This window comes from Bacillus sp. JK106 (genome assembly GCF_053663355.1).
The window spans coordinates 552,350-578,419 of sequence record NZ_JBSJQC010000003.1; the positions used below are offsets into that span (position 1 = coordinate 552,350).

The following is a 26,070-nucleotide window of genomic DNA, read 5'->3' on the forward strand; positions in this document are numbered from 1 at the left end:
TCCCTCCAAAAAGTCTTGTTGCTTTTCTAAGTTTACATAGATTTAAGCAGAACCGTCAATTCACTTTACCGTAATGGAAGTTTTTATCCGCTCAAATGACTTTTCTCCAAAGCCTGATACATTCATCAAATCTTCAGCAGTCTGAAACCGTCCGTTTTCTTCTCGGTAGGCGATAATGGCTTCCGCTTTTTTCTGCCCCACCCCGGAAATCGCCTGAAGTTCGTCCAAAGATGACGTATTGATATTGACAGCTGCATTCTCCTTTTCACCCGCTGCTGTTTTCGGGTGATTCTCTTCTTCGCCTTCACTCGGAATATAAACAATCGTCCCGTCCTGCAGCTGCTCTGCTAAATTAACATTCAATTCATCCGCCTTTTTCTTCAGGCCTCCGGCTTTTTCAATGGCTTGCGTCACTCTGTCTCCCGCTTTCATTTCATACACGCCGGGATTTCGGACCGCACCTTTCACATCAATCATAATCTTATCGTCTGCGGTGTCTTTGTTGTCCGCGACGGATGCCGAGGCTGTTTGGCCGAGCACGGACTGCTGTTTGACCGGCTCTTCCTTTTCAGAACGAAACAGCCAAATACAGATAAAAACCGCCCCTGCCGCAAGACAAGCGCCCAGAATTTTCAGGTTCCGCCGCAGCCGCTCCGTCATCATCGCTTTCGTCATATTGCATTGCCTCCCCGCATAAGGTTTAGAGGATTAAGGGAAAAAGGAGGGGAATTCATTGAAAATAGGCTTTATCGGCACCGGAAACATGGGAACGATCCTGATTGAATCGTTTATCGAATCAAACGCTGCCGATCCCTCACATATCACCATCACAAACAGAACAATCGAAAAAGCATTAAAACTAAAAGAACGTTTCAGCGGCATCCATGTCACCGAGGATCAGGAAAAGCTCGTACAGGATAATGAAATAATATTCATTTGTGTAAAACCGCTGGATATATATCCTTTGCTGAAAAAACTCACACCGCATTTACGGAAAGATCACATTTTAATCTCCATTACCAGCCCCGTTCAGACGGATCAGATTGAACATACGGTTCCGTGTCAGACGGCCCGCGTCATTCCGAGCATTACGAACCGCGCCTTGGCCGGCGTCTCGCTTGTTACGTTCGGCAAAAGCTGCAGCGAGTCTGCAAAAGCGGATATTCAAACGCTGTTCACTCATATTTCAAAACCTGTGGAAATCAGCAGCGGCATTACAAGAGCGGCGTCAGACATTGTCAGCTGCGGACCCGCTTTTATGAGTTATCTCGTTCAGCGCTTTATTGACGCGGCAGTGGAAGAAACGGACATCACCAAAGAAGAAGCCGTGATTATGTCGACAGAAATGCTTGTCGGTCTCGGAAAGCTTCTTGAAACGGGGCATTACACGCTTCCCGCCTTGCAGGAAAAAGTATGCGTAAAAGGCGGCGTCACCGGAGAAGGACTGAAGGCTCTCGAAAGCGGTGTTCAGGATATGTTCAATCGTGTCTTTCAGCGTACACATGACAAATACGATGAAGATATATCGTTAGTGAAGAAGCAATTTCACGTGTAACTGAGTATGCCATAAAGAGCTTTATCGCGCCAATCGCAAAAAATGCATTTTAAAAACCATCGTTCCGTTTAAACGATGGTTTTTGGTTTGCCTGCCGTAAAGAAAAGACGTTCAGACTCTGTTGAAGGAGGCCGGTCTGTAAAATCAGCCGTCACTTTCTTCAATTCAAATCCGGTCTCTGCAAGCATTTGTTTATATTCTTCAATGTAAAATGTTTTTTGCTCATGCGTCTCGTCATAGCGGTCATAAGATTGTCCGTTCCATACGAAAAAGGACATATCATGGATGACAGAAAGCTCTTCATCGCCGGCAAAGCTTTGCCAGATATAGCTGATCTGCTCATCCTGATCCGCATGGGTGCTGTCCGGAAAAAGCTCCGTCATTTTATACGGGGAATGGACGTCAAACAGAAGCAGGCCGCCCTCCTTCAAAACTTGAAAAACACTTTTGAAGGTGCTTAAGACATCATTTTTCGTTTTTAAGTAATTTAGGGAATCACAGCAGATGACTACGGCATCAAACTGTTCTTCAAAACCGGAAAGCTCTCTCATATCCTGCTGGAGAAAAAGAATCGGCTTTCCTGTTTTTTTCTGCTGGGCACAGCTCAGCATATCTTCACTCAAATCAATCCCCGTGACTTCGCAGCCTTTTTCAGCAAGCCTGATGGATATTTCTCCGGTTCCGCAGGCAAGATCAAGCACCCTTCCCTTTTCCGGAAGAGACGCTTCGATCCAGCCCGCCCATTCATCATACGGCGCATGGGACATTAACTCGTCATATACACCGGCGAAGCCTTGGTAAATCATGAGTTCAAGCCGAGTTCAAGCTCTGCGAGCGGCGCGTCGCCCCATAGCTTTTCAAGATTATAGTAGCTTCTTTCATCTTTATGGAAAACGTGGACAATGACGTCGCCGAGATCAACTAAAACCCAGCGGGCCTCATCAAACCCTTCCATCTTTTTGACATCAATGCCGTTTTCTTCTGCCTGATCTTTAATTTCGCGCGCAATTGCCTGAACCTGTTTATCAGAATTCCCGTGGCAGATTAAAAAGTAATCCGCTACAAGTGAGATTCCTTCCATGTCCAGCGCTAAAATATCTTCTGCACGTTTATCGTCGCATGCTTTTGCCGCGATTTTTAATACGGAAGCTTGATTCATTTTCCATATTCCTCCTGTCGTTTTTGAGACACCAGCCAGTTATAGGTTGCAAACGTCTCCGGAAAGACCGGCTGGTTTTTGTTCATCAGAAATATCATTGTATTTTTCATCGCTTGTATGAGCGCTTCGTTCAGATCTGTTTCCGCCAGACGGCGCACCTCTTCCACTCCGGGAAAGTGGCGGCCGGGTTCAATGTAATCCGCAACGTAGATGACTTTGTCTAAAAGGGTCATTCCGGGACGCCCTGACGTGTGATAGCGGATTGCATCCAAGATCTCGGGATCAGTGATCCCCGCTTCTTTCTCAGCCAAATACGCTCCCACAGGGGCATGCCACAGCTCGGCATTGTAATCCAAGAGCTCAGCCGGCATTTTTTCCCGCACGATGATCTGCTTCATTTCTTCTTTCGGCCGGAATTTCGCATAATCATGAAAAATAGCCGCCATTTCCGCTTTTTTCGGATCTGCTCCGAACCGGCCTGCGAGAATAACCGCCGTATCTGTCACGCCGATTGTGTGGATGTAGCGATGCTCGGTCAGCTGTTCTTTGACGCAGGCAAGTGCTTCCTCACGATTCATATAAATCATTCTCCTCTATATACTGCCTCACTTTATCCGGCATTAAGTATTGCGTCGGCTTTTTTGCTTTGAGACGTTCTCTCAGCATCGTTGACGAAACGTCAAATTCCGGAACGTCGGCAAAAAGCAGCGGGTACGGGGTCTCAATATGATACCCCGGGCGCCGCACTCCGATAAATTGAATGAGCGTGAGCAGTTCGTCCAGTTTGTACCATTTCGGCAGATATTCAATCATATCCGCCCCGATAATAAAGAAAAGCTTGTCGTTCGGGTGCCGCTCCTTCAGTAAACGGACGGTATCATAGGTATAAGAAGGGCCTTTCCGGTCCATTTCCGCAAGCTCAAGCTTAAAGAAGGAATTAGAGCTGATGGCAAGCTTCAGCATCTCCACCCGGTGCCGGCTGTCTGTAAAGTCTTCATTCTGCTTATGCGGCGGGATTTTATTGGGCATAAACCAAATCTCATCGAGCTCCGCCTGATGAAGGACTTCATTAGCCATCAGAAGATGTCCGTTGTGCGGAGGGTCAAATGTGCCCCCGAATATTCCGATTTTCTTCATGTCAACCACCTTACGGAAGCTCGATTTGTTTATTTTCCTTTGATTCCTTATACAATACGATCGTATTTCCGATCGTCTGCACCAATTGTGAGCGGCTGCCTTTCACAAGCGCTTCTGCGACATCGTTTTTATCGTCTTCGCAGTTTTGAAGCACGCTGACTTTAATCAGCTCTCTTGCTTCTAAAGCCTCGGCAATCTGTTTCACCATGTTTTCGTTGACTCCGCCTTTTCCCACTTGAAAAATAGGCGTTAAATGATGCGCTTTTGAACGCAAAAACCGTTTTTGTTTTCCTGTTAACATTGTGTTCCTCCTAGTTTTCCTTCAACAATTGCTCTCATTAAGCTGCTGTCAGGCTCTTGTTCCGTCCACAGCTTGAAAGACAGTGCAGCCTGTTCCACAAACATGCCGACACCGTCAAGGGTTGTTAAACCTCTTTTTTCAGCTTCTTTTAAGAACGCCGTTTGAATCGGGTTGTATACGATATCACAAACGATGGCGCCCGTTTTGGCCCGTTCCAATGAGAGCGGCACGGCATCCGTTTTCGGATACATGCCGACAGATGTTGTATGAATAATGACGTCATATTGTTCAAGCTGATTTTCAGCTTCTTTTAAAGTAAGGGCGCGTTTCTGCTGAAAAGAGGGAGCGGCAGAAATAAGACTTTCTGCTTTTTCCGGCGTGCGGTTGCAAACGTCAAATTGTTTCGGCTCTCTGCGGACGATCGTCGTAAAAATAGCTCTTGCCGCTCCTCCCGCCCCAATCATGAGGATGGAGAGCTCTGATATCGGTTTGTCCAATACTTTGACTAAGGATTTATAAAACCCATCTCCGTCAGTATTATACCCGATGAGCCTGTCTCCCTCTCTTTTGACGGTATTTACGGCCCCGAGTACTTTCGCGCTTTCATGTATTTCATCCAGATGCTCCAGGATCGCGACTTTATGCGGGACTGTGACGTTCACTCCGCAGATGCCAAGCGCCTTGATTCCGTTAACGGCGTCCTTGAGATAATGAGGTTCCACCTGAAACGCAAAATACTGCCCGTTGATGTTCTTATCTTGCAAAGCCGCGTTATGAATATCGGGTGACATTGAATGCCCGATCGGATTTCCGATTACTCCGTACAATTGTTTCATGCTCCCTCTCCCCTTCTCTCTATATTAATGAACGGCGGACAAATACGTGTACGCCTTTCGGAGCGTATGCCGTTATTTTTTTATCTGCTTGCTGCACCGTGACCCAGCCGAGTCCGGAAAAAACGATATCCGTCTTTCCTTCTTTAATCGTAAACGTGTGGGCCGTGAGCTCCGGAAATTCATCCAAATGATCTTTTCCGGGCGGGGTAAGCAGTTCTCCCGCATGCTTTTCGTATAAGGCATCAGCATTTTCAAGCTTTGTTCTGTGAATCATCAATTCATTCGGCATATAGCATACAAACGCCGTTTTATCGCCTGATACATAGTCAAACCGGGCAAGCCCGCCGAAATAAAGCGTTTGTTTTTCATTCAGCTGAAAAGTGCGCGGCTTCAGTTCTTTTTTCGGTGTCAGCACCTTTAAGTCACGCTTGTCCACGTAATGCGCCATCTGGTGATGGTTAATGATTCCCGGCGTATCATAAAGCGCAGATCCGTCATCAAGCGGGATTTCAATCGCATCAAGCGTCGTGCCCGGAAATTGAGAGGTGGTAATAATATTCTCTTCCCCTGAGACCTCTTTAATAATCCGGTTGATAAATGTGGATTTACCGACATTGGTACAGCCCACCACATACACATCGCGCCCTTCGCGGTAATGTTCAATGGCGTCAATGACTTCCTTCATCCCTTGTCCGCGGGAAGCGCTGATTAAAAAGACATCAAGAGGTTTTAAGCCGTATTCTTTCGCTTCGCGTTTCATCCATTGGACGAGCCGTTCCCGCTTTACGGATTTCGGCAGGATATCGGCCTTATTACCGACAAGAATGATCGGATTACCGCCGACAAAGCGGTTCAGCCCGTTTATCCAGCTTCCGTTAAAATCAAAAATATCAACGACTTTGACAATAAGAGAGTCAGTATCGCCGATTGTGTGCAAAATATTTAAAAAGTCATCATCCGTTAATGAAACATCTTGAATTTCATTGTAATTTTTCAGTCTGAAGCAGCGCTGGCAGATGACATTCTCCTTTGTGAGTGATGCCTTTGGCGCGTATCCGAGACCTTGTTTATCCTCGGTCTGGATCGTTACTCCGCAGCCGATGCAAACAACCTTTTCCATTCCTAATCCTCCCACTGAATATGGCCTTTACGTTTCAAAGAACTCAATATTCTCCGTTCAATCCGGCGGTTAAAGCGCGTCATGACTCCGTCAGAGGAAGCGACAGGCACGACGAGGATCGTATGATACCCGTTTCTGTTTCCGCCGAGAACATCAGTAAGCAGCTGATCGCCGATGACCACACAGTCTTCTTTTTTCAGATCCATGCTGCTGACAGCTCTTTTAAAGGCGCGCCCCATCGGTTTTCTTGCCTTATAAATAAACGGTATGCCAAGCGGCTCCGAGAATAATTTCACTCTTCGTTCATTATTATTGGAGACGATCGTGACTTTAATGCCGTGCTCCTTCATTTCTTCAAACCACTCGATTAATCGAGGTGTCGCACTCGGTCTGTCCCACTCCACAAGCGTGTTGTCAAGGTCTGTAATAATCCCTTTCACATTGCGTTCCTTGAGCTTTTCCGGTGTGATATGAAATATATTTTTCACAAATTCGTCAGGTAAAAAAAACTTTTTTAACAAAACCCGCACCCTTCCTTTTCTTTCTATCATCTATATGTCGAAACCTGTCAGATTTAAAAACAAAGTCGGACTCAGTAAAAAAATTTCGACAAAAATTGGGTTTCTTCACCAGTTGTGGATAAAATTACACACATTATCCACTCTTATTACATCCGGATTTATCCAGATTATAAACAAGATACTAACAAGTTATCCACTTACGAGTGTGGATAACAGAACGATTGTTCTTATTTGTATTTCATGGTAGATTAAAGATAACCTCACCATGATTGAAACGCAACCTTCCATCATATGCTTGCGTCTGATGATTGATTACAATTGTAAGGAGGTGCCACTCCCATTAATTGGGTCCCCGGCATGAGAAAGCTTTCTGATGAATTACTAATAGAATCTTATTTCAAAGCCAATGAAATGAATTTGAGCCGTGAATTTATCGAGTTAATTGAAAACGAAATCAAAAGAAGATCGCTCGGACACATTATTTCCGTTTCTTCTTAAACAGAAAAAAATTCCCGGGCGAATTTCCTTTTTTTACTCAGATGACTGATATTATATCACTTCGGTTATGCGCATTACTACCACTTTCAACAAAAAACACCCCTAAAATAGAGGTGTTTAAGAGGACGGCTGCTATATATTGAACCAATACAGACCGCCCAGGATGAGAATGACGACGAGCAGCACAACAAAAAATGCGTACCAGTACCCCGCATTCACCCGAGGAGGCGGGCATACAGGATATTGCGGAGGGAAACCGCGGTTCATAGCAATCGCCTCCAAAAGATGTTTTTTCTACAGCCTATGAAGCAGAAGCAAAACGGTTTAGGCAGCTGACGGCGTCAGCGTTCCAAAACCCGCCCATTTTTTATGCCTTCAATTAAGATTCTGGCGCCTTTTGGCGTCATATGATTTCCGGAGGGATCTATCAGTCCGGATTGGATCAGCGCCCGGTCTGTATCTTTGCCGCCGTCCGCGCGTATAAAGTGTTTCCAGTTATCCACCAGCGGCACTTTCAACTCAGCTGCAACCTGCCTCGTAACGCCGTTATAGGAATTATGCCATTTTCTCGCGCCGCCTTTTTCTTTAAAGGCTGAGGCTTTATATCTCGAATAGTAATAGAGATGATGCGTTCCGTTTCCTTCTATAACCGGGATGCACGTCATTAAAATCGGCTTTATGCCGTGATTTCTGCTTTCGTTTATGAAATAAGTCAGGTTTTCTTTAAACCGTTTCTTTGATACTCGCGGCTGATCTCCCGTCAAAATGCCCGCATCATTTGTTCCGAACATGATAAATAAATATTGGGGCTTACGCTCCAGCACATCGCTTTGAAAGCGCAGGCGCGCATCCTCAGTCGTCTGGCCGCCTATTCCCGCATTTATAACCGTAAGACGGCCGCGTTCCGCTGTTTTTAAAATATTTACCCACTGCTGCGCCTTCGGATAATCACGATAATCCCAGTTGGAACCGCGCGTATTGCTGTCGCCGAACGCGACAACACTTTTCTCTTTGCCCGCAGCGCATCCTGATAACAGACAGGTTATCGTAATAAAAAGAACAGCAAACTTCATTTTCTCTCCCTCCAAACCTTACCTCCTATGGTACACATCTCTTTGGCGGCTTTCAACGCGGCGCTCTCTTTACTGGATATGAAAAGGACCGGAATCCTGTCCGATCAAATCCGAAACCTTAACAAACGTGTAGCCCTGCTTTTTCAGCTGGGGAATGATTTCTTTCAAAGCCTCCACCGTCTGGCGCCGGTTTCCTCCGCCGTCATGCAGAAGAACGATATCTCCATCTCTGGCATGTGAAACAACGTGCCTGACGATTTTTCCTTTTCCGGGCCTTTTCCAGTCCCTCGGATCTTGGTTCCATGACCACATGATGATATGATAGCCCTCTTTTAAGATGCTTTTGAAAGCCGTCTGATTCAACGACCCTCCCGGCGGGCGGAATAACTTGTCCCCTTCCGGCTGCAGCGATCTGATATGATGCGCGGAGCTGTGAAGCTCTTGTAAAATGTCTTTGCGTTTTAAACGGTGAAAATAAACATGGTTCATCGTATGGTTGCCGATTTCATGTCCTTCTTCAACGATGCGTTTTGCCGTTATGGGGTATTTGTCTATACGGCTCCCGATACAAAAAAAGGTTGCTTTAACATTGTGCTGTTTCAGCACGTCTAACACAGCCTCCGTATAGACAGGATGGGGGCCGTCATCGAAGGTTAAAGATAGCTTCTTTTTTTCAGACCTTATATCCCAGTACACGTTTCCCGTCTTCTCCATGTCACTTCTTTTTAAAGATTTCGCATCGGCGGACACGGCAGTGAGACTCGTGAGGACGCATATCATGATGATCAGATGAAAGCATCTCAACGTTTACACCTCCAGTAAACACTACTGTTAACGTGTCCCCTTTTATAAAAAATCATTCTCTGCATCAAATGATGTACATCCCCGCTTCCCGCTTGTTTTTGTCCAAATCCGGGTGCAGCCGTTTCTCATCAAACGGCAAATGCTGATAAACAAGTACGCTTATCGGACAGCTTATTTTAATAGAAGGAGATAGATTTGTGCTGTATACTAATTGAAAAGAGGTGAACGTACAGATGATAAAAAAGGGATTCAGTCTTGCCGTCATCATTGCTGTCGTGATGATCGGCTTTATGCAAAAAGACGTCTGGCTCAGCATGATTCGCGCGGGCGGCATGTACGCCGTGCTTATGAGTATCCTTCTGGTCGCAGCTGACGTATTTTTTCCGATCGTTCCATTCGCCATTATCGCAGCCTTAAACGGAGCGGTTTTCGGGATTGTAAACGGAGTGTGGATTACATTGTCAGGCGCGATGCTCGGAACAATGGCATTGTTTTTTCTCGTCCGGTACGGATTCAGAGACTGGGCCAGAAAAAAGCTGGCGGCTTACCCGGCCGCGGCTCAATATGAAGATTCATTTCATCAGCACGCGTTTACGGCGGTGCTTTTCGGGCGGCTGATTCCGATTATACCGTCGCTTGCCATGAATACCGTCTGCGGGCTGAGTAACATACGATGGCCGATCTTTTTTTCTGCGTCGGTGCTCGGCAAAATTCCGAACATTGTGATCGTGACCGTCGCAGGCGCTTCATTTACAAGCAACAAACTGCTGTCTTTCGGGATTTACGGAATGTATATGCTCGTCTTAATGGCGGTCATTTATAAGAAGTTTCCCGGTCTTTTAAAAACAACGAGAAAATGAAACGCGTACCGCCCCCTATTCCGGCGGTACGGCTCCTCTCATTCTGAGAACTTTTCCGTTACATTCTGAACCGATCACTTCCATGTTTTTCTTTCTGTAAAATGACAAAGCCGCTTCATTGCCCGGCGAAACTCTCAGGTGATATTCCGAAACACCGTTCGCTCTGAAAAACTGATTCGCGTATTGATGCAGTTTTGTTCCGCTCCCTCTTCCCCTCTGCTGCTCAGTCATATAGTAAAGGTGCACATAACCGATTTTTTGGCTGCGGTAAAATTTGATGGAAGCTTCAAGCTGTCCGATCGGCTGCCCGTTATGAAGAAGCAGCATAAAACCGTCGGGAAAGCATTTGATTTGGGATGACAGCCATCTGAGATATTCATCCTTATTAAAATGATCCGCCGTGCCAAAGCTGACGAAAAACGAATCCTCACGAAATGAAACGGCCGTCTCTTTATGTTTGTTTACATTGATCCGCTTGAAATACATCGGGAGTCCTCCTTTTTGAGGCTGCAAATAAGAACGAGCATAAAACGGCTGCCAACGCCAGCATAACAGCAGCCCCTGCGAGGACGATGCCGCGGACGGAAGAACTGACAGCCGCCGCTCCGAAAACCGCCGTTATCAATATAATGAAGACGGCTTCGACTAATGAATAAAAGCTCCCCACTCTCCCCATAATGTCCACCGGAACATTTTTTTGATAAAACGTCTGAAATCCCGTATTGGCAAACGCCAGAAAAAAAGCGAGAAGGAAAAATCCGAAAGCAGCCGTCCAAAAAACGTCAGAAAACGCATAAATTATATATCCAAACGCTGTGAATAAAGAGCCCATTCCCATCAATAAAGAAGCCGGCATTTTTTTATTAAAGAATACATTGACAAGCGCCCCCGCAATAATGCCTGCCCCTGAGACACTGACGAGAAAACCGTAATCGGCATCAGTCAGCTGAAGAACTTCTTTTGAAAAAGCGGCTTCAAGCGAATCAAGCGCGGATGGCATAACGGTCATGACCAGACTGAATAAAAAATAAATGATCATGACGTTTCGCGCCGTTCGGCTGAAGCGATAGACGAGCTTCCAATCTTCTTTGCACACTGCCAAAGAAAGCTTCTGTCTGGGAGAATGTACGTGGGGCTCATTTTCAAGGTTCGGCAGCATCATCGTGATGAAACCGGACAGCACTAAAGCCGCCGCATTCACCCAAATCGCAAAAATCGGCGTGCCGGCGATAAAAAGCAGCCCGGCCGCAGCCGGCCCGAGGAGAAAAGCCCCTGATTCCGACAAAGCCCTTAGTGAATTGAATCGTTTTCTCCTTTCAGCCGGGATAAGCATCGTCACATACGCTATGGAACACGGTCGAAACATCGCATTGGCCATTTGAATCAAAAACACGATACAATAAATGGAAAATAAAGACCATACAGTAAACATCAACGGCAGAACGGCAATGAATGCAGCCCGGATGAAATCAAGCGACATCATCATATTCCGTTTGTTACACCGGTCGATGATGCTGCCCGCCCACCCATTTGTCATCAAAACAGCCGCAGGTCTGATTAAATAAAGGATGGAAACCGCAAAAGCAGACCCCGTTTCTTTTAAGACAATAAGATTAAGAGACAAAAAATAAATCCATTCACCAATATTTGCTATCCCGATTCCGGTTAACAGAAGCATCGGGTACCGCCAAGACTTCAGGTTTTTCATCTTATCCCTCCCTTAGAAATAAAAAACGCCCTCAAGACAATAAAGTCTTGAGGACGGGAAACAGCCCGCTATGCCACCTCAATTCGGTTTGGTGCCGGCCTTGCCGGGTACAAAGCTTACTCGGTAACAGGAGTATCCGCCGCATCATCCTCGTTTTTCATGATTCCGATGCGAAGCTAAGAGGTTTGTTTCAACACATCCATTCATACTCCTTCACAGCTCCCGGAGCTCTCTGTCATGAATGATATCTGTCTACTCGTCTCTTCAGCGCTTTTCGTTATATTCTTTTCACCCTTACTTTTTTTAACAATATACAGGCTCAATCAGCAAAAATCAAGAGGCTGTAAGAAATAAAACCTGCCTTTGATTAATTTCCCTGTACAGACACAAACAGCCTGACTGCCACATACAGTTACATATAGGCTTTTGCCTACATAACTTTGTGGAGGTGAGGATGGTGACAGGTGTTTTTGCAGCGCTCGGGTTTATTGTGAAAGAACTCGTGTTTTTAGTATCATACGTGAAAAATAATGCCTTTCCACAACCGCTCTCAAATAGTGAGGAGAAAAAATACTTAGACCTTATGGCTGAAGGCGATGAACACGCCCGCAACATGCTGATCGAACATAATCTCCGTTTAGTCGCCCATATTGTGAAAAAATTCGAAAACACGGGAGAGGACGCAGAAGATCTGATCTCCATCGGTACAATCGGACTGATCAAAGGAATTGAAAGCTACTCAGCCGGAAAAGGCACGAAGCTTGCCACATATGCCGCACGATGTATTGAAAATGAGATTTTAATGCATCTGCGCGCATTGAAAAAAACGAAAAAAGACGTCTCCCTTCATGACCCGATCGGCCAGGATAAAGAAGGGAATGAAATAAGCCTGATTGATGTTCTCAAGTCGGAAAGCGAAGATGTGATCGACACCATTCAGCTCAACATGGAACTTGAAAAGGTCAAAAAATATATTGATATTTTAGACGACCGCGAAAAAGAAGTCATCGTCGGCCGCTTCGGGCTTGATTTAAAAAAAGAAAAAACGCAGCGCGAGATCGCAAAGGAGCTCGGCATTTCAAGGAGTTATGTGTCGCGGATTGAAAAACGCGCATTGATGAAGATGTTTCATGAGTTTTACCGGGCGGAAAAGGAGAAGCGGAAGAAGAAGGGAAAGTGAGCAAAAAGCCGGATCTGACATTCCGGCTTTTTCTATTTTATCTTTTTCAATCATGACTATAAACAGAATATGCGTAGCGCTCAGTGTGAAGGGACAAATATACAAACTGTTTAATCGCGTCAAGGCCTGTGATGAATTCATTTGTGATACGGCCATTTTCAAAATATATTTTGTAGGTTTGAGAGGTCCCTATGACTTCGCTGTCATCTTCAATATCATCAAATTCAATTTCTGAGGAAAGGGTCATGATAAGATCACTCCTATAACGTTCCTCCATTTATTGATTGAATGAACCATAATAAAAACCGCTCCTAAAGAGCGATTTTAAAATATAAGAAATAATCATTCTAAGAAGAAATCGAAAGGGATTTATTTACTGCTTTTTGAGCATGGATTAAAGTCGTATCAAATAATGGCACTTTTGAATCGTCTGCCTTTACTAATAGTCCAATTTCAGTGCATCCAAGAATGATTCCTTCTGCTCCTCTATCCACCAAATTATTTATGATCTTCTTATAAATGTTTTTGGAAGACTGTTTAATTTCACCCAGACACAGTTCTTGATAAATAATATTATTTATTAATTCCCTTTCATCATCATCAGGAACAATGACATTAATATCATGAGACGCAATACGTGATTTATAAAAATCTTGTTCCATCGTATATTTAGTACCTAGCAATCCTACTGAGCGAATGTCTTGTCTAATAATTTGTTCTGCAGTTGCATCGGCAATATGCAAAATAGGTATAGTGATCATTTCTTGGATATATCCAAGAACTTTATGCATAGTATTTGTACATATTACAATAAAATCTGCACCTGCTTTTTCTAATGATCTTGCAACTTGACCTAAAGCTTCACCTGCTTTATCCCAAGCTCCTATGGATTGATAATGTTCAATTTCCTTAAAATCAACACTGTATAAAAGGCATTTTGCCGAGTGAAGCCCTCCTAACTTCTTTTTTATTTCTTCATTGATAATTCGATAATACTCAGCTGAAGATTCCCAACTCATTCCGCCAATAAGACCAATAGTTTTCATAACCCACCTCGGATAAAATTTTCAAAATATTATAGTTATTTTAAAGCATAGATTAGGTCTTTACAATTATTTATTTTTTCAGGATTACTATTATTAAATTTTATCGAGAATAAAAAATGATTGCCCGCCTTTTAAGGAGACAACCATCAAATTCTCACCCATTTTCAGTTCTTCATCTTCTCCAGAGCGCAACCGTTTAGGAATAATAATCAAATCAGCAGTATTATTAATTTGTCATTTTCATTAAGCCTTATTTCAATAGATGAAACGGAAATCACTTCAGCCGGCATAATATCCACCGGTGACTCAGAATCAATAAAGTCAGAATATAGAAAAAGAGATGTGACAGTTATGAAAATCATTTTTCTCATTCGTTACTGCATTTTGGTATCAAATGACTTGACTTATAAGTCCTTAACTTGCGTCCTCTCTCAAACGATTCAACGCCGGACGCTCTAAAAAGCTCTCAGAAAGTCCTTCACAGGCATACTTCAGTCCCTGCTTTCTATTTGCAGACCTCGATCTGGCTGCCGATGCTCGATCCCTTGTTCCTCGGTTGATAACCTTACAGCTAATGGCTATCATCCTGAATCTTCTTCTTATACAGTTTTATTAAATAATGATAGAAATCGTTATGCATTTTCCAGTTTGCGGCTCTCGAAGATTATCACCTTCTTTAAATGCATCACCCCTTTGGTTATACTACGTAATAACTGTTTGTCCTACTTAGGTGATTTTCAACGGTGGAAAAAAGAAAAACTAGTTACTGATTAGTAACTAGTTTTTATCTTAAAAGATTCAAATATTAGGTTTCGGATTTTCTGGTTTAACCATCTCATCACATTGTTCTTTCGTTAATAATGTAAGCTGCACGCAGTCTTTTTAGCATTAACCCTTCCTTATGAACAAACTTGGTATTTTCTAATAATTTTCATACCCGATAAGGTTCTAATTCCCTAAGTTGTAGTATCAATATCCTCTGTGTAATCCATGGAATTAACCTTTTAAGTTTATTAAACCTAACTGTTTTATTAGACAAAGCTTACAGATCGAATTTCATGGCGCCTATCGATTTTACAATTTCCGGATCTCGGTGCGACCCGAAAAGACTTTCTCCTTTATCAAGGGTGGAAATCTTTTCGATATCCTCTAAGCTCAACTCAAAATCAAAAATGTCAAAGTTTTCGACAATCCGTTCTTTGCGCACCGATTTTGGAATCGTAACGACTTCACGCTGAACAAGCCAACGCAGCACGACCTGGGCGACGGATTTATTGTGTTTTTCCGCAATGGAAGTCAACACGCCGTTGCTGAACATGTTATTGCGTCCTTCAGCGAACGGTGCCCATGACTCGTGTTGAACTCCCTGCTCTTTCATAAAAGCAGCACTTTCTTTTTGCTGGCAGAATGGATGCGTTTCGACTTGATTGACGGCTGGCACGATTTCATTATGCATGATCAGATCCATTAGACGGTCGGGATGGAAGTTGCTGACTCCGATTGCCCTGATTTTTCCTTCGCGGTACAGATCCTCCATCGCGCGCCAAGCGCCGTAGTAATCGCCGTATGGCTGGTGAATAAGGTATAAATCAAGATAATCCAGCTGCAGCTTATTTAAAGATTTGGAAAATGCCGCCTTGGCACTTTCATAGCCGGCATCCTGAATCCAGAGCTTGGTCGTAATGAACAGCTCCTCACGCGGTACGCCGCTCCGCTTGATTGCACGTCCGACTGCCTCCTCATTTAGGTAACCGGAAGCAGTGTCAATCAGGCGATAACCGGCCATCAGTGCTTCATATACTGCGTTTTCACATTCTTGAGCATCGGGGACTTGGTATACACCGAAGCCGATAATTGGCATTTTCACTCCGTTGTTTAATGTTACGGTTTGCATTGTAATTCCTCCTATTGTTCAAATGTAGAACGACAAACGGCACGCATCCCGAAAATCGGGCACTGCAGAATGAATTCCGCTGCGGCTGGTTTGCGTTATAATAAGCTTATTACCTTCGTGCAACACGAAGGCAAGCACTTTTTTTAAAAATTTTTAAAGGAGGATTATACATGCATACAGTCAAAGAAGCAGCGATGATAACCGGACTCACTGAGCATGCGGTGCGCTTTTACACGGATAAAGGCCTGGTGCCGAGCGTACAGCGCAATAAAAACAATATCCGTTTGTTCGATGAAGAATCAATCAACTGGCTGTTTGGCGTCAAATGCCTCAGGCAATCCGGAATGCCGATTGAAGACATTAAAACGTACGTGAATCTCTGTCTCGAAGGAGATTCGACCATCCCACAACGGTACACACTCATGATGGAGCATAAAGAAGATGCGCTCGCTCAGCTCGAAGAAGCCAAACAGCACATTGCCCATTTGGAACAAAAAACCGCCCTATATCAAGCCATTCTGGAGCACCGCTCTTTTGATACAACCAATCCCGCCAACTGGGAAAAAATACAGCATATGCATAGTGACGTATTTTACTCGCCCACTGTCCGGTAGATGTGAAAGATATTTATGAGCACATCAATGGATCTTAAACTCCTAAATTGGAATCCATATTGAATAGGCTAAGTTTGATGACATGTTATGAGCGATTAAATTTGTTTATATACGGCTATAAGGCTGCAAGTCCTTAAGGTTACTTTCTATTAATATAAATTGATAGAGGTCGCATCTGTATGCGACTTCTTGTTCGATGTTGTTTTCAAGTGTGTCATAGGTAATGTTAACTTCAGCAATTACTTCTTTTGTGCTTAAGTTAACTGTGCTAGTTGATGGAACTGACTTTCGATCTTTAGTCAGCGCAACTCCCTCTTGAGCTGCTCTTAAAATACGCTGACCAAAACAGCTCTTCTCGATTTTCTGTGTGTCATGATCCATTCGGATAACTCGCACATCTCTTAAAATCGTTGGCGTATCTTGAACCATTCGAATAAAAGTTGAAGCTTGAACAGGCTTGCCATCAAAAGGATCGGCTTCTCGCACGCTTGGTTTTCTGTATTTTCTTTGTTTGAAGGCTCGGAATCGATAATTTCTGAACTGTCTGCTTCATTAATAACTGCTTTTTTGAAAGAATCCCCCACTTGTTCAAAACTGCTTTTCATACAGTCTTAAGAGCCATCGCATCCCAGTCATTTTTCCATCCAACATCAGATTTACTGAGTTTCTTTTTGTGTTTCTCCACTTGTACCTTTGTCCAGTACACTGTTTTTCGGAAACCATTTATCAAAAATAAGCTCCATAACCAATCACTACGTCTGAATTCACGCTTTTCAAACTCAATCTCGATCTCCTCAGTCAGCGGATTCCGCTTCTCCAATTCGCCTTCATGAATGGGTATGCAATTGATGGACTTATATTGGCCTGTTCGCAAAGCAAGCTGTATGTACCCTTTGTATCCTAGCTGGAATTGGGCCTTTCCTCCATAAGGAACTATCCAGGCATACCCTAAGTTTTTATCTATAGGCAGGTCGAGTGTCTGCCACAGGAACGCTTTTCATACATCATAATAAAACCTTATTAAAACTTTACAAGACAAGCTGAATTGACTATAGTCTAATTAGACTAAAATATTGATGTAAAGAAGTGAAAAATCAGATGATAAAGTCTTTTTTAATGTTGGGGCAGTCGAATATGGCGGGCCGTGGATTTTTGAATGAAGTAGACCCTATCTATAATGAAAAAATTAAAATGCTGCGCAATGGACAGTGGCAGATGATGACAGAGCCGATTAATTACGACCGTCCGGTTTCCGGCGTTGGCCTGGCGGCATCTTTTGCAGATGCATGGTCGAAAGCTCATCCCAATGAAGAAATTGGCTTGATCCCGTGTGCGGAAGGCGGCAGTTCATTGAATGACTGGCATCCGGAAGGCATCCTTTTTCAGCATGCTTTGTCCGAAGCCCGCTTCGCCCTCCAGTCCAGTCAAATTTGTGGAATCCTTTGGCACCAAGGTGAGAGTGACAGTTATCGTTCGCTGCATGAAACTTATTACGAGAAATTAACTCTTATCATCGAGACGCTAAGAAACGAGTTGAAACTTGATGAGGTACCGTTGATTATTGGAGGGCTTGGTGACTTTCTTGGGAAGACCGGTTTTGGACAGCACGCGACTGAATTTCGACAGGTTAATGAACAATTGCTGCGTTTTGCTAATGAACAACAGAATTGTTATTTTGTTACTGCGGCAGGTTTGACTGCGAATCCTGATGGCATTCATTTAGACGCAGCTTCACAACGCAAATTCGGTTACCGCTATTTCGAGGCTTTTTCGAAAAAGCACCATATCCTTAAACCCATTTCGGGAGAGGAGCAATCACTGAAAGTGAATGGTGACTATTCTAAAACAGAACAGATTTACCTTCATAGTATGGATTTGGCTTCGGGTAAAATCACGTACGCGGAATTTGAGGCGCGGATGGCGAAGTTGATGAAACCATGATTCCCTTACTTATCCTTGGCTTGCTCATCCAAAACCCCGGAGCTCACGGCTATGAACTTCTGGCTTTAATGGAAAAACGTCATTACAAATACATTGTTAACTTCACGAAAGGTTCATTTTATTACAATCTGCAGCAACTTGAAGAAAAGTGTTTGATTGAACAGATTCAGCAGAAACCCTCAACCAGCGGGCGTGAAATCCGTAACTTTAAAGTCACAGATTCGGGAAGGGCAGAATTCGAAAAATTAATGATCAAATACGGCACCAAATCGGAATATGTGAACCTGCAATTTTATGGGGCGTTACTCTTTGCCGATGAATTCGACAAAAATAAATTACTGGATCTGATCCAATCACAAATCGATCAGACTAAAACTCGAATCGAGCTCCTTGATGAATACCTGTCCATCACTCAAGAAATTCCCGGCACAATCAATTACTTTCGCCGTATGAATGAAAATTCCCGTTCACATCACTTGGTTAATTTAGAGTGGTTCGAAAAATTGAAAGCAGAAATAGAGTGAACTATTGCATAATAAAATTTCGCATCGTCGGCATTAAAAAAAAGAGTCCCTATTTTGTTCAAAGGCGTGAATCCTGACATTGCAGCGATGTGGGAAAGTTTAGATGAAGCAGCAATCAATCAACTAAAAGAGCTTTCTAATGCAGCGCCTGCAGGACTCATCAGTGCATCCACGAACTTTTCTGAAGGCCGGACAGAGGAAAACGGAGAGCTTGATCACTATATTGGCGCAGCCACAACGAAACATTGCCCAAATCACCTATCACAGCTTGAAGTCCCTGCCTCAACGTGGGCTGTATTCGAAGCAGCCGGATCATTTCCGGATGCACTGCAGGAAGTATGGGGACGGATTTATTCCGAATGGTTTCCATCGTCCGGATTATGAACAAATTGAAGGCCCAGAAATCCTGTGGAACGAGCATAAAGATGTAACATCGCCATCTTTTAAAAGTGAAATTTGGATACCCATTTCAAAAAAGGAATATATCTTACAATGAAATTAGAGGAATTGAAGGTTTTAAGGAAGGGGTCTCATCCCTTCCTCTTTATGTCACTAACCCGATCTGCGGCAATATTGATGCCACTAATCTTCGAATTGAGTTTTTTAATGAGCAGAGCCGATCTTACTGAAAATATAAATTGAGGTGTATTGCGTTTTGATGATCTGCTTCTCACTTCTTATTTTCCGCCTTAACGTCCGATCATTTCTGCAATTCTTCCCCAAAGTCTGACGTTGATGATTGACCGCCAAGTCTCCCGTTTTGATTCCTGCCTTCACGGTTTCCCGAAGTGAGTTCTCTATTAATTCCGCTGCTTCTTTCCGGAAATAAATCACTTCACAACAGACAAACTGAAGGCGGTATAAAAAAACAGCTCCGTTAAAATGGCCGGAACTGTCTTTGAATTTTGGATTTTGCAGTTATCTCCATCCGTTAGTTTAATTAGAATTCAGATAATCCAAGACACGATCAACTTTTTCATTGACTGAGTAATCTCCTTCAATTTTTAACAATGGACAAGATAAATCTGCCATCCAATGTTCGTGTAAAGCTTTGCTTCTAACTTCCATTCCGGCATGATCATATAAAGAAGCCCACTCTAAAAATGTTTTTGATTGTTCATATTTACTGCCGCCGGCTAACACTTCGTTTCCATAACGCTGAAATTCCCTATGCCTTAATCTCTCAAGCCGTATATCCTGCGGAATCCATAAGAAGATGACAAGGTCAAAATAACTTTTTAGATCATCGCCCCAGCGGCACACTGCGCCAGAAAGAATCCATTTCTCATTTATTGTCAAGTCTTTTTCAAGCAACTTTCTTCTTTCAGGGATTTCTCTTTTTTTAGTGAATTTATCTGTCCAATAGTAATCATCAGTATCAAGATGCGTATGCGGCAAATGCTTTGATAATGCAACACCCAATGTTGACGTTCCGACACCAGAGGCTCCCAATATGTGAATCTTATTTTTCATACTTCCCCCTCCTTATGAAGCAACCAAACTCCCTGTTGCATAAGGTATTTACTATTATTTTGACATAAATCCCCAAAAACCTTTACTTTGCCAGGAGAATCCAGATGCATGTTAAAACCATACTGCTTACGAACTTCATGGTCATTTTCAAACAGAATGATTAACTTTCTCTCCGGCCTATTTTAATATCCCTATACACTTTTTCAAAAGTCTCGATTGGCAGTGAAAACTTGGTTGTTTTCTCGTTACGGTGATTGATTACGATCTCAATTTGATTATTTTTTTGTTCAAACTCAATAAGTGCGTTCTCCCATTTATCTCTGATTGAAATGATACAATTTCCATTTTTCTTTTCCTTTTTCTTATAAATGTAATTCACTTTAACTCCCCTTTCATTGATCGGCAAAAGGTTTCGGAATAAGGAAGCTCCTCAAAAAAAGGATCAAAACTTTTATCAAGTTTGATCCTTTTCCCTTTTTAGTCATTTCTTCGCGAACGTTTATAGACATTCACGGTTACCAGCCAGCTCATAACAACGATTCCTGAAAAAAGAATGAGCATATTACTGTACAAATAAGCGGAATGATCAGCGTTAACAGGCAGCAGCCTTTGATTCAGCAAGCGGATCGATAATAAACCGCCTGCAATCGAAATACCCGTTCCCTCTGATAAAAAGCTCGTAAAATTAAGAAGACTCATTCCGGCGCCGGCTTCCTTTTGTTTCAAACTGCCAGACACAATTGTAGATATAACCGTTTTTGTGAAGGAGAGCCCCCCAAAAACAAAAACGATTATAACGGTCATGAGCCAAGGTGCCGCATCTATGAAAAAGGCAGCGATTAAAAAGCTGGAAGACATCAATACAATCCCAATGGTCAGCACATACAAAGAACCTTTCCGATCAACAAGCAATCCTCCAATGTAACCGAAGATGATGACGCTCATCGTCCCGGGGAACATAATCCCGCTTCCAATTGCCGCAGTACTTAAATGGTGAACATCTTTCATCATATAAGGAACCATAGACACAAATCCTGCAGCAGTGCCGAATATCAGGCCTCCGCAAAGGACGCCCATCATAAACAAAACATTTTTCCCCAGTGCAGGGTCAACAAAGGGATCTTGAGTTTTCCTAATATGTCTCACAAATATCAGGAAAGCTAGAGTACTGATGATCAGAAAAGATAGTCTATATGACGTTGTAAACAGCAGAAAAAATACGATGCCTGCAGACATTAATATAATCCCCGTCATATCAAAGCGCCCGCTGATTCTTTCTTCCTTTTCCAGCAGTTTCATCAGGAATGGAACGGTGATAACTGTTGCTGTCGGAATAAGCAGCAAATATGACCAGTGAATATAATGAGCGATCATTCCGCCAATAGCTGGCCCGACACCTTCCCCCATTGCCACCAGCGACCCGATCAGACCAAATGCTTTACCCCTGTTTTCTTTCGGAATATAGCGTACTACTGCAACCATCACAAGAGCCGGGAATGCGGCTGCACCAGCCCCTTGAATAAATCGGGCCAGAATGAGTACAGGAAAGAAAGAGTGTCCGACAAATCCAATGATCGATCCGAAGCCATTTACCATAATTCCAAATAGGAGCAGTTTTTTGATGCCCAGCTGATCTGATAACTTCCCATACAGAGCAGTTCCGATGGAAAAGGTTAACATAAAAGCCGTGTTCACCCAGTTTGCACTCGATGGCAGTTTATGAAAATCGTTAGCGATATCAGGTAACGAGACGTTCAAAACCATTTCATTTAATACGCTGAAAAATGACAAAACACAAAGCCAAATGAACACTTGGTTGTGCCGTAAAGCTGACTGTGAATAAGGCGTATTCACAAATTTCCCTCCATTAATGAGGGCAGACGCAGTTTATAGGGCCATTGATACGCTTCCCTCTTTTAATTGTACCCTGTTCATTTTTTTGCACTTCATACATAACTCCCCCTGCATTGATTGATATACCTTATTATAAATCCTCAAGCCGATGTTTTGAATACTTTGCGGCACACACCCGCAAATGACGAAACATCAAATACTGTTATATTTAAAATTTACAGTACCAAAAAACCGCAATTTCATTTGCTGTTGAAAGATTGGAATAAAGCATTGTATCGACCGCTCCTATGACAAAGTTATTTTTGGCATAAAAATGACAAGCTGAAACATTAATATCTTGTGTTTCAAGCATAAGACCGCATAAATGATTCTCCTTTGCCCACTCAATCGCTTTATGTAATAAAGCCGTCCCGACACCATTTTTTCTATAATCTTTTGCAACGGCAATGTCTTCAATCAGTGCGTATCCATTCCAATTAGAACGAAGCTTACTCCGGCCGACACAGTCGTTCTCTGCGTAATAAAAAAAGACAACTTTATCCTCTTCTTCAATATAACTGACATCAATGTCTTCATCATCATATTTTTTGACATAAGGTTCAGCAAATTTCTCCTCTGTATATGTCCAAACATTGTTTTCAAATGAAGGGATGATTCTCCCTGAAACAACGAAAGGTTCGTTTGGTTTATTGAAGTCTTTCATATTGAAACAAGTCATTTTAGTTATCATCATAATCACCTTTCTGCAGTTATTGAATTCACTTTACACCTTTTGAACTGTTGATTCGTCTGCATGTCACGAAGACTAAAACAAAAAAGATACCAACCAACATCGATTGGTATCATCTATTCATTCGAGCCCTTACAACAACATCCTATCTCGGAGCTTCCAAACCAAATGTTGTCCATTCCTCTTTTGCCGGACCATAAATACCCGGAACAGGTAAACCCGCTTGTCTCATAAGGACAGTCATTTGTCCTCGATGATGGTTTTGATGTTGAATTAAAAACATCAAAAGTGAACCATTCGGCAATTGCTGACCAATAAAGTTGACACATTCTTGAAGTGTATCGTCAGTCCATTGCGTTTTTAACGCCTGTACAAATGCATTACTGGCTTGGTGATAACTCTCAGCAATAAACCGCGCCGATGCAGGAACAGGATAATCTTCAGCAGGAGCGTGGAACGTTAAATCTGTGTTTGAGGTAATGATGTGAATGGCCGCGACAGTATGCCATGCAATACGGCCTAAAGTCCAATGTTGTGAAGTGATTTCTTGTTTAAGTGATTCATCAGTCAGATGATTCAGCAGTTTTTGTGTCGCATCGGCTTCGAATTCCCAAGATTTCAAAAAATGGTCTAAGGTTTGAAACATAAAAATCCTCCTTATCCTTTTTTGTTTTTCTATGTATCTGCAGTTCAATTATAGTGCTCCGTTTAGTTAAAAAAGAACAAAACGATAGACAGACATGACAATAACAGACAAAATATAAGAACATAACAGATCACTCTATACTTCCTTTTCTTCAATCGGCAAAAAAGGATCGCTGCTCAAACAGGATTTTTCAGTCTAATATTTTCGCTTTGCAAAAGTCCATATCGTCTTAGTGATTGAACCGGAGATAAAACAGCTCCCCGTCATCATAGCCACCCAAATGAAAAATGTCGGTTCGGCACCTATTACAATAAACATAAATATCAAGGACAAAATGAATACAATAACAACCATCATCCATACTTTTTTGAAAATGAAATATCCTAAAATCCCTAACAGAAAAGAAGCTGCCGGAAGAAAAATGAGAATGATATACGCGGGACTCAACAGCGGGCTAATACAAACACCTCCCAATTTCAAAACGAGAAAGTTCCTACTTTTTGTCTGATATCAAATGATATGAAGTGATTTTTTTCATCTTGATATTACGCCGTTTCATTCATTTTATACATATTATACCAATACAATCGAGTCAAATATAGATATTTATTCATTTTTAACACATTTTAGGGAAATGAGGAGTGGATTAAAGTCTGAGGATAGCCCGCTTTTTCTTTCCCTAGTAAGTCCTGCCGCATTGATTTTAGCGCATCTGCTTTCTCATTGTTTTTGCAGCGCTAATATTCTCATAATCGTGTGCATGACGCTGCTTTCGTCATTTGATTTGATGACAAAGTGCGCCGCATCTTTTATTTCGTCAATGGCGTTCTTAACCGCAAAGCTGTAGGATGCCGCTTCCATCAATTCTTTGTCATTGCGGCCGTCTCCGAATGCCATTGTTTCATCTGCCGAAACCCCTAATAATCGCTGCAGTTCTTGTACTGTTGATCCTTTATGTATTCCGATATTTGATATATCCATCCAGGTATCTTCTGATGCTACGATATATAATTGGTGAAAAAATTCATGCAGCTTTTCTCTCGTTTCCGGACAGTTGGCGTCGGGGTCATGAACCGTAATCTTGATAAAATCGTCTTTTATCTCAGTAAAATCAGTTATTTTCGTTACATGTGCATAAGAGGCATTTACATATTTCATTTCACTTTCAGACAGATTTTCTTTTACGATCGCGCCTTTTTTTGTGCACGCGATAATGGTGTGCCCGCAGCTGATTTTTTCTAAAGCGCCTATAATTGACAGTCCGGCTTTATTGCTGATCAAAGATTCATATACGAACTTGCCGTTCTTTTTCATACGTGCGGCACTGTCTCCTAAAATCCAAAAATCTTTCGCGTCTTCTCCGAATAAGGCTTCCACCCTTTCACACTGTTTCCCGGTGCAGATGGCGAAAGCGACATGCTGTTCCTCCATTACTCTTTTTGTCTTTTCAAATAACGTTCTGTCAAAATCGCCTTGATTATTTAAAAATGTGCCGTCTAAATCCGTAATCACTAATTTAATTATCGTTCAGCACCTCCGCAGTTAAAATGTCTTTTTTCAGACAAAGGGTTTTTCACATTTGAGAATGGAATCAATCGCGTTTAAGACCCCTTCCTCATTGTTTGATTGCGCGATATGCGCCGCGGCCTGTTTAATGCTTTCCTGCGCATTATCCATGGCGACTCCGTATTTCACGGCGGACACCATCTCCAAATCATTGCCGCTGTCTCCGAAGGCCGCGCATTCTTCAGCATTTATCCCCCATTGTTTCTGGAGAAGCTTAATCCCGCTTGCTTTATGAAGCCCCGGTATGATCAGATCTATGTCACCGTGCCCGCTTGATACAGACGTGACGAAAGACCCGATTGCGTTATTTAAATGGCTCAGAAGTGCGGAACAATGTTCGGCGGGAAAGCTGATGGAAAATTTTAAAATGTCATCATCGATGTTTTCAAAATGCGGCACCCTTTTTAACACATAATAATACTTACTGGCATGCAGATATTCATCTTCACTGGCATTTTCATGAATATACGCGCTTTTTTTTCCGCAGACAATGACGTTTTTCACCTCATACTGCTCTAAAGCAAGGATTACTGCTTTTATAGTGTCTTCAGACATGCTACCCGCGAATACTTCTTCTCCGGCATTCACGACGAAAGCGCCATTCTCGGCAACGAAAGCGATTTCACTTTTGATTTCCGGAAAGAAGGATGTAAGCTGCGCATATTGGTTTCCGCTTGCTACGGCAAATTTAATTCCCCGCGCATTTAATTCACGATACTGATTCATAAAACGCTCTTCGTTATATGCCATTTCATCATTCAAAAACGTTCCGTCCATATCAACCGCTATCAGTTTGATACTCATATTGTCCTCCTTTTTTCGGCCGCTTTTGTCAGCGCCCCTTGAAGAGATCATGCATAAAGCGTATGAACGAATTATATCCGCAGTTGTTTTGACCGTAAATCATTGGCTGACGTCTTGTTTTGAATGACACAAAAAGTGATTTGTCACATAAATATAACACTATGTTTCTTTTAAAAATGATATGTTACGATGAGATGTACATTCACCATTCTCATAAAAAGGAGAA

34 protein-coding genes and 5 pseudogenes are annotated in these 26,070 nt (G+C 42.7%); 8 read left to right on the forward strand and 31 right to left on the reverse strand.

The features are described 5' to 3' along the window. Positions 1–60 precede the first annotated feature (60 nt). Positions 61–675 carry a helix-hairpin-helix domain-containing protein gene (locus ACWJJS_RS13170; protein WP_454023634.1) on the reverse strand — a complete coding sequence of 205 codons (615 nt, stop codon included), beginning with the start codon at positions 673–675 and terminating at the stop codon, positions 61–63. Between the two features lie 58 nt (positions 676–733). On the opposite strand from ACWJJS_RS13170, the gene comER reads away from it, so the two are divergent. Then, positions 734–1,555 (forward strand): late competence protein ComER, encoded by an 822-nt coding sequence (comER, locus tag ACWJJS_RS13175; protein ID WP_014305449.1) that lies wholly within the window; start codon positions 734–736, stop codon positions 1,553–1,555. Between the two features lie 68 nt (positions 1,556–1,623). On the opposite strand, the gene ACWJJS_RS13180 is transcribed toward comER, so the two are convergent. From ACWJJS_RS13180 to ACWJJS_RS13215, 8 genes are read right to left on the reverse strand one after another with little or no spacing between them, the layout of a single operon-like run. Beyond that, positions 1,624–2,361, reverse strand: coding sequence for a class I SAM-dependent DNA methyltransferase (locus ACWJJS_RS13180; protein WP_014305450.1), 738 nt, complete (start codon positions 2,359–2,361; stop codon positions 1,624–1,626). Beyond that, positions 2,358–2,714, reverse strand: a complete 357-nt coding sequence (rsfS, locus tag ACWJJS_RS13185; RefSeq protein ID WP_003152864.1) for a ribosome silencing factor — start codon at positions 2,712–2,714, stop codon at positions 2,358–2,360. The genes ACWJJS_RS13180 and rsfS overlap by 4 nt, the downstream gene beginning before the upstream one ends. After that, complete coding sequence (gene yqeK / locus ACWJJS_RS13190) at positions 2,711–3,292, reverse strand: bis(5'-nucleosyl)-tetraphosphatase (symmetrical) YqeK (protein ID WP_017418181.1); 582 nt, start codon at positions 3,290–3,292, stop codon at positions 2,711–2,713. Before yqeK ends, rsfS begins: the two co-directional genes overlap by 4 nt. After that, a complete protein-coding gene (locus ACWJJS_RS13195) occupies positions 3,282–3,851 on the reverse strand; it encodes a nicotinate-nucleotide adenylyltransferase (protein ID WP_003152860.1) in 570 nt (189 codons plus the stop codon). The genes yqeK and ACWJJS_RS13195 overlap by 11 nt, the downstream gene beginning before the upstream one ends. Positions 3,852–3,861: 10 nt before the next feature. Further along, positions 3,862–4,152: a ribosome assembly RNA-binding protein YhbY gene (gene yhbY, locus ACWJJS_RS13200; RefSeq protein WP_003152858.1), complete on the reverse strand. Its 291-nt coding sequence runs from the start codon at positions 4,150–4,152 to the stop codon at positions 3,862–3,864. Continuing rightward, a complete protein-coding gene (gene aroE, locus ACWJJS_RS13205; protein WP_165409541.1) occupies positions 4,146–4,988 on the reverse strand; it encodes a shikimate dehydrogenase in 843 nt (280 codons plus the stop codon). The genes yhbY and aroE overlap by 7 nt, the downstream gene beginning before the upstream one ends. 19 nt (positions 4,989–5,007) lie before the next feature. Further along, a complete protein-coding gene (gene yqeH, locus ACWJJS_RS13210; RefSeq protein WP_014305454.1) occupies positions 5,008–6,108 on the reverse strand; it encodes a ribosome biogenesis GTPase YqeH in 1,101 nt (366 codons plus the stop codon). 2 nt (positions 6,109–6,110) lie between these two features. After that, positions 6,111–6,629 carry a YqeG family HAD IIIA-type phosphatase gene (locus ACWJJS_RS13215; RefSeq protein ID WP_007408254.1) on the reverse strand — a complete coding sequence of 173 codons (519 nt, stop codon included), beginning with the start codon at positions 6,627–6,629 and terminating at the stop codon, positions 6,111–6,113. A gap of 357 nt (positions 6,630–6,986) precedes the next feature. Between ACWJJS_RS13215 and sda the strand changes: the two genes are divergently transcribed. Continuing rightward, entirely contained in the window at positions 6,987–7,127 is a 141-nt protein-coding gene (gene sda / locus ACWJJS_RS13220) for a sporulation histidine kinase inhibitor Sda (protein WP_003152850.1), read from the forward strand. A gap of 132 nt (positions 7,128–7,259) precedes the next feature. Here the strand turns inward: sda and ACWJJS_RS13225 are convergent, their stop codons facing one another. The 3 genes from ACWJJS_RS13225 to ACWJJS_RS13235 all read right to left on the reverse strand — a co-directional run bounded on the left by ACWJJS_RS13225 (position 7,260) and on the right by ACWJJS_RS13235 (position 9,004). Then, positions 7,260–7,394 (reverse strand): hypothetical protein, encoded by a 135-nt coding sequence (locus ACWJJS_RS13225; RefSeq protein ID WP_258570278.1) that lies wholly within the window; start codon positions 7,392–7,394, stop codon positions 7,260–7,262. Between the two features lie 74 nt (positions 7,395–7,468). Next, a complete protein-coding gene (locus tag ACWJJS_RS13230) occupies positions 7,469–8,200 on the reverse strand; it encodes an SGNH/GDSL hydrolase family protein (protein WP_025649828.1) in 732 nt (243 codons plus the stop codon). Between the two features lie 69 nt (positions 8,201–8,269). Continuing rightward, on the reverse strand, positions 8,270–9,004 hold the full coding sequence (locus tag ACWJJS_RS13235; protein WP_013352949.1) for a polysaccharide deacetylase family protein: 735 nt from the start codon (positions 9,002–9,004) through the stop codon (positions 8,270–8,272). Positions 9,005–9,237: 233 nt separating this feature from the next. Between ACWJJS_RS13235 and ACWJJS_RS13240 the strand changes: the two genes are divergently transcribed. Next, positions 9,238–9,864, forward strand: coding sequence for a TVP38/TMEM64 family protein (locus tag ACWJJS_RS13240; RefSeq protein WP_013352950.1), 627 nt, complete (start codon positions 9,238–9,240; stop codon positions 9,862–9,864). A 15-nt stretch (positions 9,865–9,879) separates the two neighbouring features. Here the strand turns inward: ACWJJS_RS13240 and ACWJJS_RS13245 are convergent, their stop codons facing one another. Together ACWJJS_RS13245 and ACWJJS_RS13250 are read right to left on the reverse strand one after the other, a co-directional pair. Then, positions 9,880–10,350 carry a GNAT family N-acetyltransferase gene (locus ACWJJS_RS13245; protein ID WP_063636714.1) on the reverse strand — a complete coding sequence of 157 codons (471 nt, stop codon included), beginning with the start codon at positions 10,348–10,350 and terminating at the stop codon, positions 9,880–9,882. Continuing rightward, entirely contained in the window at positions 10,316–11,572 is a 1,257-nt protein-coding gene (locus ACWJJS_RS13250; protein ID WP_454023635.1) for an MFS transporter, read from the reverse strand. The genes ACWJJS_RS13245 and ACWJJS_RS13250 overlap by 35 nt, the downstream gene beginning before the upstream one ends. 454 nt (positions 11,573–12,026) lie before the next feature. Here ACWJJS_RS13250 and sigK point away from each other — a divergent pair, with 454 nt between their 5' ends. Next, positions 12,027–12,752 carry an RNA polymerase sporulation sigma factor SigK gene (sigK, locus tag ACWJJS_RS13255; protein WP_020956104.1) on the forward strand — a complete coding sequence of 242 codons (726 nt, stop codon included), beginning with the start codon at positions 12,027–12,029 and terminating at the stop codon, positions 12,750–12,752. 49 nt (positions 12,753–12,801) lie between these two features. On the opposite strand, the pseudogene ACWJJS_RS13260 reads toward sigK, so the two are convergent. From ACWJJS_RS13260 to ACWJJS_RS13285, 6 genes and pseudogenes are all read right to left on the reverse strand, one after another. Further along, positions 12,802–12,999, reverse strand: a pseudogene (locus ACWJJS_RS13260) (DUF2634 domain-containing protein); the annotation flags it as partial. Positions 13,000–13,099: 100 nt separating this feature from the next. Further along, entirely contained in the window at positions 13,100–13,798 is a 699-nt protein-coding gene (locus tag ACWJJS_RS13265; RefSeq protein ID WP_176283430.1) for an aspartate/glutamate racemase family protein, read from the reverse strand. 93 nt (positions 13,799–13,891) lie between these two features. Continuing rightward, positions 13,892–14,160, reverse strand: a pseudogene (locus ACWJJS_RS13270) (DUF2577 family protein). Positions 14,161–14,215: 55 nt separating this feature from the next. Continuing rightward, positions 14,216–14,333, reverse strand: a pseudogene (locus ACWJJS_RS13275) (hypothetical protein); the annotation flags it as partial. Between the two features lie 396 nt (positions 14,334–14,729). Next, a complete protein-coding gene (locus ACWJJS_RS13280; RefSeq protein WP_369719086.1) occupies positions 14,730–14,837 on the reverse strand; it encodes a winged helix-turn-helix transcriptional regulator in 108 nt (35 codons plus the stop codon). Positions 14,838–14,840: 3 nt separating this feature from the next. Continuing rightward, complete coding sequence (locus ACWJJS_RS13285; protein ID WP_070082139.1) at positions 14,841–15,692, reverse strand: aldo/keto reductase; 852 nt, start codon at positions 15,690–15,692, stop codon at positions 14,841–14,843. Between the two features lie 170 nt (positions 15,693–15,862). Between ACWJJS_RS13285 and ACWJJS_RS13290 the strand changes: the two genes are divergently transcribed. After that, positions 15,863–16,306 carry a MerR family transcriptional regulator gene (locus ACWJJS_RS13290; protein ID WP_013352974.1) on the forward strand — a complete coding sequence of 148 codons (444 nt, stop codon included), beginning with the start codon at positions 15,863–15,865 and terminating at the stop codon, positions 16,304–16,306. 186 nt (positions 16,307–16,492) lie between these two features. Here the strand turns inward: ACWJJS_RS13290 and ACWJJS_RS13295 are convergent. Together ACWJJS_RS13295 and ACWJJS_RS13300 are read right to left on the reverse strand one after the other, a co-directional pair. After that, a pseudogene (locus tag ACWJJS_RS13295) lies at positions 16,493–16,762 on the reverse strand (phage major capsid protein); the annotation flags it as partial. A gap of 145 nt (positions 16,763–16,907) precedes the next feature. Beyond that, complete coding sequence (locus ACWJJS_RS13300; RefSeq protein WP_454023685.1) at positions 16,908–17,294, reverse strand: recombinase RecT; 387 nt, start codon at positions 17,292–17,294, stop codon at positions 16,908–16,910. Positions 17,295–17,404: 110 nt separating this feature from the next. Here ACWJJS_RS13300 and ACWJJS_RS13305 point away from each other — a divergent pair, with 110 nt between their 5' ends. From ACWJJS_RS13305 to ACWJJS_RS13315, 3 genes and pseudogenes are all read left to right on the forward strand, one after another. Beyond that, complete coding sequence (locus tag ACWJJS_RS13305) at positions 17,405–18,247, forward strand: sialate O-acetylesterase (RefSeq protein WP_102421620.1); 843 nt, start codon at positions 17,405–17,407, stop codon at positions 18,245–18,247. Further along, the gene (locus ACWJJS_RS13310) at positions 18,244–18,771 is read left to right on the forward strand and encodes a PadR family transcriptional regulator (RefSeq protein WP_065180886.1); all 528 of its coding nucleotides are present in this window, start codon (positions 18,244–18,246) and stop codon (positions 18,769–18,771) included. The genes ACWJJS_RS13305 and ACWJJS_RS13310 overlap by 4 nt, the downstream gene beginning before the upstream one ends. 17 nt (positions 18,772–18,788) lie before the next feature. Further along, positions 18,789–19,267, forward strand: a pseudogene (locus tag ACWJJS_RS13315) (GyrI-like domain-containing protein); the annotation flags it as partial. A 440-nt stretch (positions 19,268–19,707) separates the two neighbouring features. Here the strand turns inward: ACWJJS_RS13315 and ACWJJS_RS13320 are convergent. The 9 genes from ACWJJS_RS13320 to ACWJJS_RS13360 all read right to left on the reverse strand — a co-directional run bounded on the left by ACWJJS_RS13320 (position 19,708) and on the right by ACWJJS_RS13360 (position 25,844). Further along, positions 19,708–20,244 carry an ATP-binding protein gene (locus ACWJJS_RS13320; RefSeq protein ID WP_176283433.1) on the reverse strand — a complete coding sequence of 179 codons (537 nt, stop codon included), beginning with the start codon at positions 20,242–20,244 and terminating at the stop codon, positions 19,708–19,710. Positions 20,245–20,404: 160 nt separating this feature from the next. Next, positions 20,405–20,623: a hypothetical protein gene (locus ACWJJS_RS13325; protein WP_041481659.1), complete on the reverse strand. Its 219-nt coding sequence runs from the start codon at positions 20,621–20,623 to the stop codon at positions 20,405–20,407. 98 nt (positions 20,624–20,721) lie between these two features. Continuing rightward, complete coding sequence (gene tet / locus ACWJJS_RS13330) at positions 20,722–22,098, reverse strand: Tet(L)/Tet(K)/Tet(45) family tetracycline efflux MFS transporter (RefSeq protein ID WP_454023636.1); 1,377 nt, start codon at positions 22,096–22,098, stop codon at positions 20,722–20,724. A 33-nt stretch (positions 22,099–22,131) separates the two neighbouring features. Continuing rightward, the gene (locus tag ACWJJS_RS13335) at positions 22,132–22,194 is read right to left on the reverse strand and encodes a tetracycline resistance efflux system leader peptide (protein WP_134816631.1); all 63 of its coding nucleotides are present in this window, start codon (positions 22,192–22,194) and stop codon (positions 22,132–22,134) included. 112 nt (positions 22,195–22,306) lie between these two features. Then, positions 22,307–22,828 (reverse strand): streptothricin N-acetyltransferase SatA, encoded by a 522-nt coding sequence (gene satA / locus ACWJJS_RS13340; RefSeq protein ID WP_454023637.1) that lies wholly within the window; start codon positions 22,826–22,828, stop codon positions 22,307–22,309. Positions 22,829–22,973: 145 nt separating this feature from the next. After that, positions 22,974–23,474, reverse strand: a complete 501-nt coding sequence (locus tag ACWJJS_RS13345; protein WP_278071185.1) for a DinB family protein — start codon at positions 23,472–23,474, stop codon at positions 22,974–22,976. Between the two features lie 195 nt (positions 23,475–23,669). Then, positions 23,670–23,954, reverse strand: a complete 285-nt coding sequence (locus tag ACWJJS_RS13350) for a DUF2651 family protein (protein ID WP_077722623.1) — start codon at positions 23,952–23,954, stop codon at positions 23,670–23,672. 240 nt (positions 23,955–24,194) lie between these two features. Beyond that, positions 24,195–24,998, reverse strand: coding sequence for an HAD-IIB family hydrolase (locus ACWJJS_RS13355; protein WP_015387972.1), 804 nt, complete (start codon positions 24,996–24,998; stop codon positions 24,195–24,197). 33 nt (positions 24,999–25,031) lie between these two features. Then, positions 25,032–25,844: a Cof-type HAD-IIB family hydrolase gene (locus tag ACWJJS_RS13360; RefSeq protein ID WP_454023638.1), complete on the reverse strand. Its 813-nt coding sequence runs from the start codon at positions 25,842–25,844 to the stop codon at positions 25,032–25,034. Positions 25,845–26,070: the final 226 nt, after the last annotated feature.